Origin of the sequence: uncultured Mucilaginibacter sp., assembly GCF_903913935.1 — a bacterium.
Lineage (GTDB): Bacteria > Bacteroidota > Bacteroidia > Sphingobacteriales > Sphingobacteriaceae > Mucilaginibacter.
On the sequence record NZ_CAIWNH010000335.1, the window covers coordinates 1 to 5,922 of the forward strand.

6 protein-coding genes are annotated in these 5,922 nt (G+C 41.7%); 3 read left to right on the forward strand and 3 right to left on the reverse strand.

Annotation, left to right across the window (positions count from 1 at the left end):
- Positions 1-90: cold shock domain-containing protein (locus QZY09_RS13190; protein ID WP_295673084.1), on the reverse strand; the 90-nt coding region annotated here is incomplete at its 3' end.
- A gap of 373 nt (positions 91-463) precedes the next feature.
- Between QZY09_RS13190 and QZY09_RS13195 the strand changes: the two genes are divergently transcribed.
- Positions 464-1,117: an HAD family phosphatase gene (locus tag QZY09_RS13195; protein WP_295673076.1), complete on the forward strand. Its 654-nt coding sequence runs from the start codon at positions 464-466 to the stop codon at positions 1,115-1,117.
- A gap of 9 nt (positions 1,118-1,126) precedes the next feature.
- Here the strand turns inward: QZY09_RS13195 and lysA are convergent, their stop codons facing one another.
- Both lysA and QZY09_RS13205 read right to left on the reverse strand, forming a co-directional pair.
- On the reverse strand, positions 1,127-2,347 hold the full coding sequence (gene lysA, locus QZY09_RS13200; protein WP_295673078.1) for a diaminopimelate decarboxylase: 1,221 nt from the start codon (positions 2,345-2,347) through the stop codon (positions 1,127-1,129).
- A 127-nt stretch (positions 2,348-2,474) separates the two neighbouring features.
- Positions 2,475-3,785 (reverse strand): aspartate kinase, encoded by a 1,311-nt coding sequence (locus tag QZY09_RS13205; protein WP_295673079.1) that lies wholly within the window; start codon positions 3,783-3,785, stop codon positions 2,475-2,477.
- A gap of 248 nt (positions 3,786-4,033) precedes the next feature.
- Here QZY09_RS13205 and QZY09_RS13210 point away from each other — a divergent pair, with 248 nt between their 5' ends.
- Together QZY09_RS13210 and QZY09_RS13215 are read left to right on the forward strand one after the other, a co-directional pair.
- Positions 4,034-4,549 carry a dual specificity protein phosphatase gene (locus QZY09_RS13210; RefSeq protein WP_295673081.1) on the forward strand — a complete coding sequence of 172 codons (516 nt, stop codon included), beginning with the start codon at positions 4,034-4,036 and terminating at the stop codon, positions 4,547-4,549.
- Positions 4,550-4,610: 61 nt separating this feature from the next.
- Positions 4,611-5,660: an acyltransferase family protein gene (locus QZY09_RS13215; protein ID WP_295673082.1), complete on the forward strand. Its 1,050-nt coding sequence runs from the start codon at positions 4,611-4,613 to the stop codon at positions 5,658-5,660.
- The last annotated feature ends 262 nt before the right edge of the window (positions 5,661-5,922 follow it).

Genomic DNA, 5,922 nt, shown 5'->3' on the forward strand with positions numbered 1-5,922 from the left:
AACAAATACGTCCTGGCCACCATTGCTTGGTGTAATAAAACCAAAAACTTTTGTTTCATTAAAAAATTTAACTGTTCCTTCTTTTTGCATTATTTTATTTATTAAAGGCCGCAAGGTAGGCATAATAATCGGGTTGGCAAGTATTTTTTTGGGAAGTCCGAAATCTGCCGGCAGGCAGGTTTCGGACTTCTCCTAACAAAAAAGCCCTTCAGCTGATGCTAAACGGGCTTTTGCTAAAAACAAATTAATCGCACAGATCACTCCATCGCGTCTTCCTTAATTATTTAGCCACTTTTTTAATATTTTTCAAGGGTTATGCAGGGCGGTATTGTTTAAATGTAGTACGATAGATTTACGATATGCGATACATTTCAGTTTTATTAAAAGGTGTTTTTATTTAAATGTACTTTTGCCCGGAATTGGAAATAGTATAATATTAATTGAAGCAACAGTTTATAATAATATGAAGGCCTTTATATTCGACCTTAATGGTACCATGATCAACGACATGCCTTATCATACCAAAGCGTGGCAAAACCTGCTGAATTTTGAATTGGGTGCCAATTTTACATGGGAAGAAGTAAAGCCGCAGATGTATGGTAAAAACCCCGAAGTGCTGGTGAGGATATTTGGCCCGGATCGTTTTACGATGGAAGAAATGAACCGGCTTTCGCTCGAAAAGGAAAAAAAATACCAGCAGGAATTTCTACCGCATCTTGAACTTTTGCCTGGCCTGCAGGCTTTTTTAGAAAGCGCCCACCAAAAAGGCATCCCGATGGCCATAGGGTCAGCTGCTATCCCTTTTAATATTGATTTTGTGCTGGATAATTTAAATATCCGTCATTATTTTACGGCGATAGTAAGCGCCGATGACGTTGAATTGAGTAAGCCCCATCCCGAAACGTTTTTAAAGGCAGCCAAACTGCTGGATGTTGATCATGGAGATTGCCTGGTATTTGAGGATGTTCCGAAAGGAGCCGAAGCCGCTGCCAATGCTGGTATGAAAGCTGTCATCATGACGACAACACACCTGCCAGGCGAGTTTAAATACCTGTCAAATGTGCTGCATTTTGCGGAGGACTTCAGCGATCAGTTTATTAAGGACCTGGCCCTTTAAAATCGGGGCTTAGCCTATAGGTTCTGCATAAACGCTCCCAACCCGGTCACGTAAATTATATCCTGAGGCCATCACTTCACCATAAGCGCCTGCGGTACGTACTGCTATCAGATCTCCACGATAAGACTGTGGCAGCTCAACATCCTTTTGAAAACAATCTGTGCTTTCGCATATAGGCCCTACGATGTCATAGTGTACAGCTGGCGACTGAGTATCGAAAGAAGCATCCAATTCCCTGCTTTCGGACTTTCGGACTTTCGGACTTTCGGACTCTCGACTTAAATTTTCTATCTGGTGATATGCCTGGTACAGCATTGGGCGGATCAATTCAGTCATACCTGCATCTAATATCAGAAAATTCTTTTTCAGCCCGTTTTTCACATAGAGCACCCTTGAAATGAGGGCTGAACATTGCGCAACAAGTGCGCGGCCGAGTTCAAAATGCACCTCCTGGCCGGGTTTTACATTTAAAAAGTTGCTGAAAACTTTAAAATAGCTTTCAAAATCGCTGATGCTGTTGGTATCAGGGTTATGGTAATCAACACCCAGGCCGCCGCCGGTGTTTAGTATTTTTACCTCGAAGCCATGGTCAACAAACCAATCCTGCATTTCGTTGATTCGGGTGCACAGGCTTTTATATACTTCCATATCGGTGATCTGTGATCCGATATGAAAATGAATGCCTAAAAACTGCAGGTTAGGGCACTTGCGCAAGGCATCGGCTACATCCGGCAATTGCCAGCTGTTAATGCCGAATTTGTTTTCTTCAAGCCCCGTGGTAATAAAATGGTGCGTATGTGCGTCAACATTTGGGTTGATACGGATTGCGATATTTGCTTTTTTGTTTTTGGCTTTTGCCAGGTCGTTAATAATAAAAAGTTCCTGTACCGATTCAGCGTTAAAGCAAAAAATGTCCGCGTCTAAAGCAGCATTGATCTCTTTATCAGATTTGCCTACGCCCGCAAAAACAATCTTTTCTTTACCAAAGCCATGTTCAACGGCAGCCTTCACCTCGTTCCCGCTAACACAATCAGCGCCAAAGCCATAGGATTGGATGGTATCCAACACCTTAGGGTTAAAATTGGCCTTCATGGCATAGTGCACATGAAAGCCATATTTTGATGATGCGGTACGGCAGGCCTCCAATGTTTTACTCAAAACATTAAGGTCGTAGTAATAAAACGGTGTTTCTAATTGTTCGAAATGGGTAGTTGTATTTTTATTGAACATGTTTAATTCTTATAAATCATCCCGTTTTGCCTCACCTAAATCCTCTCCAAAGGAGAGGACTTTTTAAAACAGGGGTAATATTAAATTTTCTTTCAGAACCCTCTCCTTTGGAGAGGGCAGGGTGAGGCTAAAATAGCCTGTTATGTAAACTCCTTAATACTTCAGTTTTATCACCAGTATGGATCAGTAACGACATATTGTGATCGCTGCCGCCATAAGAGATCATCCTGATGGGGATATGCTTTACAGCTTCCAAAACCCGTGCTGCATAACCGTGTTTTTCTGCGCCGAAATCACCTACCACACAAATTATCGTCTGGTCCTTGTCTATTTCCACAGTCCCGAAAGCTTGTAATTCATTAATGATATCTTCCAGGTTAGATGTATCGTCGATGGTTAAAGATACTGCTACTTCCGAAGTAGTGATCATATCAATCGCTGTCTTATACCGTTCAAAAACCTCGAATACCTTGCGTAAAAAACCATGGGCCAGCAGCATCCGGCTTGACTGTATTTTGATAGCTGTTATGCCATCTTTGGCCGCGATTGATTTGATCCTGTCTTTTTCGCTGGTATTGGTGATCAATGTTCCCGGGGCTTTCGGGTCCATTGTATTCAGCAAACGAACCGGGATCTTATATTTTTGAGCCGGGAATACGCTTTGCGGATGCAATATTTTTGCACCGAAATAGGCTAATTCCGCCGCTTCATCGAAAGACAACTGCGCAATTGGTTTAGTGCCTTTTACAATCCTTGGATCATTGTTGTGCATGCCGTCAATATCGGTCCAGATCTGTACTTCTTCGCTGCGGATCCCGGCACCAATCAAGGACGCGGTATAGTCGCTGCCGCCACGGCGCAGGTTATCTATTTCGCCAAAGCTGTTGCGGCAAATATATCCCTGGGTGATAAATAACTTATTATCCGGATGCTGATCAAGCAACGGGGTTAAATGTTCGGAGATATAATCCACAATGGGTTCATTATCCTCGTCTATCTTCATAAAATCAAGCGCAGGCAATAATACCGATGGCACGCCGATCTCTTTCAGGTAAACATGATATAAAGTAGTTGACAGTAATTCGCCCTGCGCCAGGATGATCTTATCTTCAACTGTCGTAAACAGGTCGTTAGCCAGGTTACTTAATAACGAAAAGTGATAATCAATAACTTCCTTGCCTTGTTCTAAATATTGGGGTGTGGCAAATAATTCCTTTATAAAAACTTCGTACTTGTCTTTTAAAACCTTTATCAGCCCGGCGGCCTTAGTTTTGTCTCCAGCCTGGTAAGCCTGGCCAATTTCAACCAAACTATTTGTTGTGCCGGATACGGCCGATAACACAACGATCTGCCTTTGGGCTGGGTCAATGATATCCAGCAGTTTTTTCATCCTTTCGGGGCTTCCTACGGATGTTCCGCCAAATTTTAAAACTTTCATTATTCCTTTCTTTATACCATAAATGATTGATATTCTTGTATCAATTTTGAGGGGCTAAAAATAGGGTTTTATACTGCTTTTAGCTAATAATGGGCGAAATTTAATTTGGAACAGATTGATTTTAGCTCATTTTTACCCTAAATTAATGGTTTTAATTAAAGAGTGGTCTATGAAAAAATGGGTTTGACCTTAAAAAAACCTTTTATAGTGACAAAAAGCATTCATTTTGAAGTAAATTGAGACGATATATGAATATTTTAACAAGGTTGGGTCTGGTTTTGGACTATATTTATGATAATATTCATAGGGTGACAAAAGGCGTTCCGCGTTTAAAGCGTTCTCAAATTAACCCTCACCTGATGCTGGGCAGTCAGTATAATTTATGGGGATTAAAAAAACTAAAGGCCCTTGGTGTAACAGCAATAGTGAATATGCGCATGCATAACGATTATAGCGATGCCGACCACGAAGGGATAAAATACCTGCACCTGCCAACCGTTGATAATACTCCTCCGCCGTTGAGTGTTTTGATTAAGGGCGCGGAATTTATTAATAACGAGATAAAAAACGGAGGTTTGGTTTATGTGCATTGCCGCCAGGGGCTGGGCCGCGGGCCTACCATGGCCATGGCTTACCTGATAAAAACAGGTTTGACCTATGAACAAGCTTATGAAACCATCAGAAAAGTAAGGATATTTATCAACCCTCAGCGCAGCCAGGTGAAAATGCTGAAAGAGCTGGAGGAATATTATAAGCCAAAATAGCAATAATCTCCGTAGCAATAGGTTTCAAACCCATCGCTACTATGGGAACAATCATAGTAAAATGCCAGCAACCAAACCCGAAACCATCGACTGGATCAGCAATTTAAGGCTCATCGCTTTATATGCGGTGATTATCTTACATTGTTCGTCGCCCTTGCTGATGCAGTATGGGAAAGTACCGGCTACAGACTGGTGGGCAGCTGATTTTTTAAATGCGCTTACCCGTTTTGGGGTGCCTGCATTTGTGATGATCACCGGCGCTTTGTTACTTCCACGTGAATATGAAATCGCAAGTTTTTTGAAGAAAAGATTGAGCAGGGTAGTGGTGCCCTTTTTGTTCTGGAGTTTGATTTACGTCTGGTATTCATGGTATAACGAAGAAATTACGTTCGGGGCAGATGCCTGGGCTAATATCAAGCAAGTGCTGCATTTGCTAAAAACCGGCAGCTCCTATCATTTATGGTATGTTTATATGCTTATCGGGCTGTATTTTTTTATACCTGTTATTGGCAAGTTTGTCCGCAATGCCTCCGAAAAGGAGCTTATTTATTTCCTGGCGGTTTGGTTTGGTGTGATGCTCATTACCCAGCCTTATCTTTCCCGGTATAACCCCTCGGTAGATATGCATTATTTTGCCGGGTTTGCCGGCTACCTGGTGTTAGGTTATTACCTGGCCAATAAGGATTTTAATATAAAATACCTGCGTTTTTGGATGTTGCTGTTGTTTTTATTCAGCATCGCATTAATCGCTATTGGCAGCAGGCTGCTGATCTCCTATCCCATATATCCCGGAACAATGCTTTATGAACCGATTAATCCCGCTGTTTTACTCCTGGCCATCAGCGCTTTTATGCTTGCAAAACTGACAGTTCCAAAAACATCTCCCGCTATTACCCGTGCCCGCGATTTTGCTGGCAGGTATAATTATGGCATATACCTGGCCCACGCGCTGGTTTTGTATTTTCTGGATGACCTATTTGGCATTAGTTACAAACTGGGTATGCCAATTTTAAGCATTCCCTTAACTGCGCTTATTTGCTTTGCTATTTCGTTACCGCTGGGTTGGGCGGTAAATAAAATTCCTTTTGTAGGGAAATGGATATCGGGATAAAAGTAAATTTTTTGCCAGGAACCCAAAAAACTACTGACAGTATTTTGTCAGTGACAAAATACTGTCAGTAGTTAATTTATTGATATTCAGTTTTGTAGCGCATTGTAGCGTTTGTAGCATGTGTAGCGCACGTGACTTGTCCTAACCTGGGTTGACAAAAAAATCAAGGACAAAATGGACAAATCGCATTTAAAGGGAGAAGTAACTAAGGAATACTTATCCGGAGCAATAACTATCCGTAAATTAGGGACAAAATATGGAT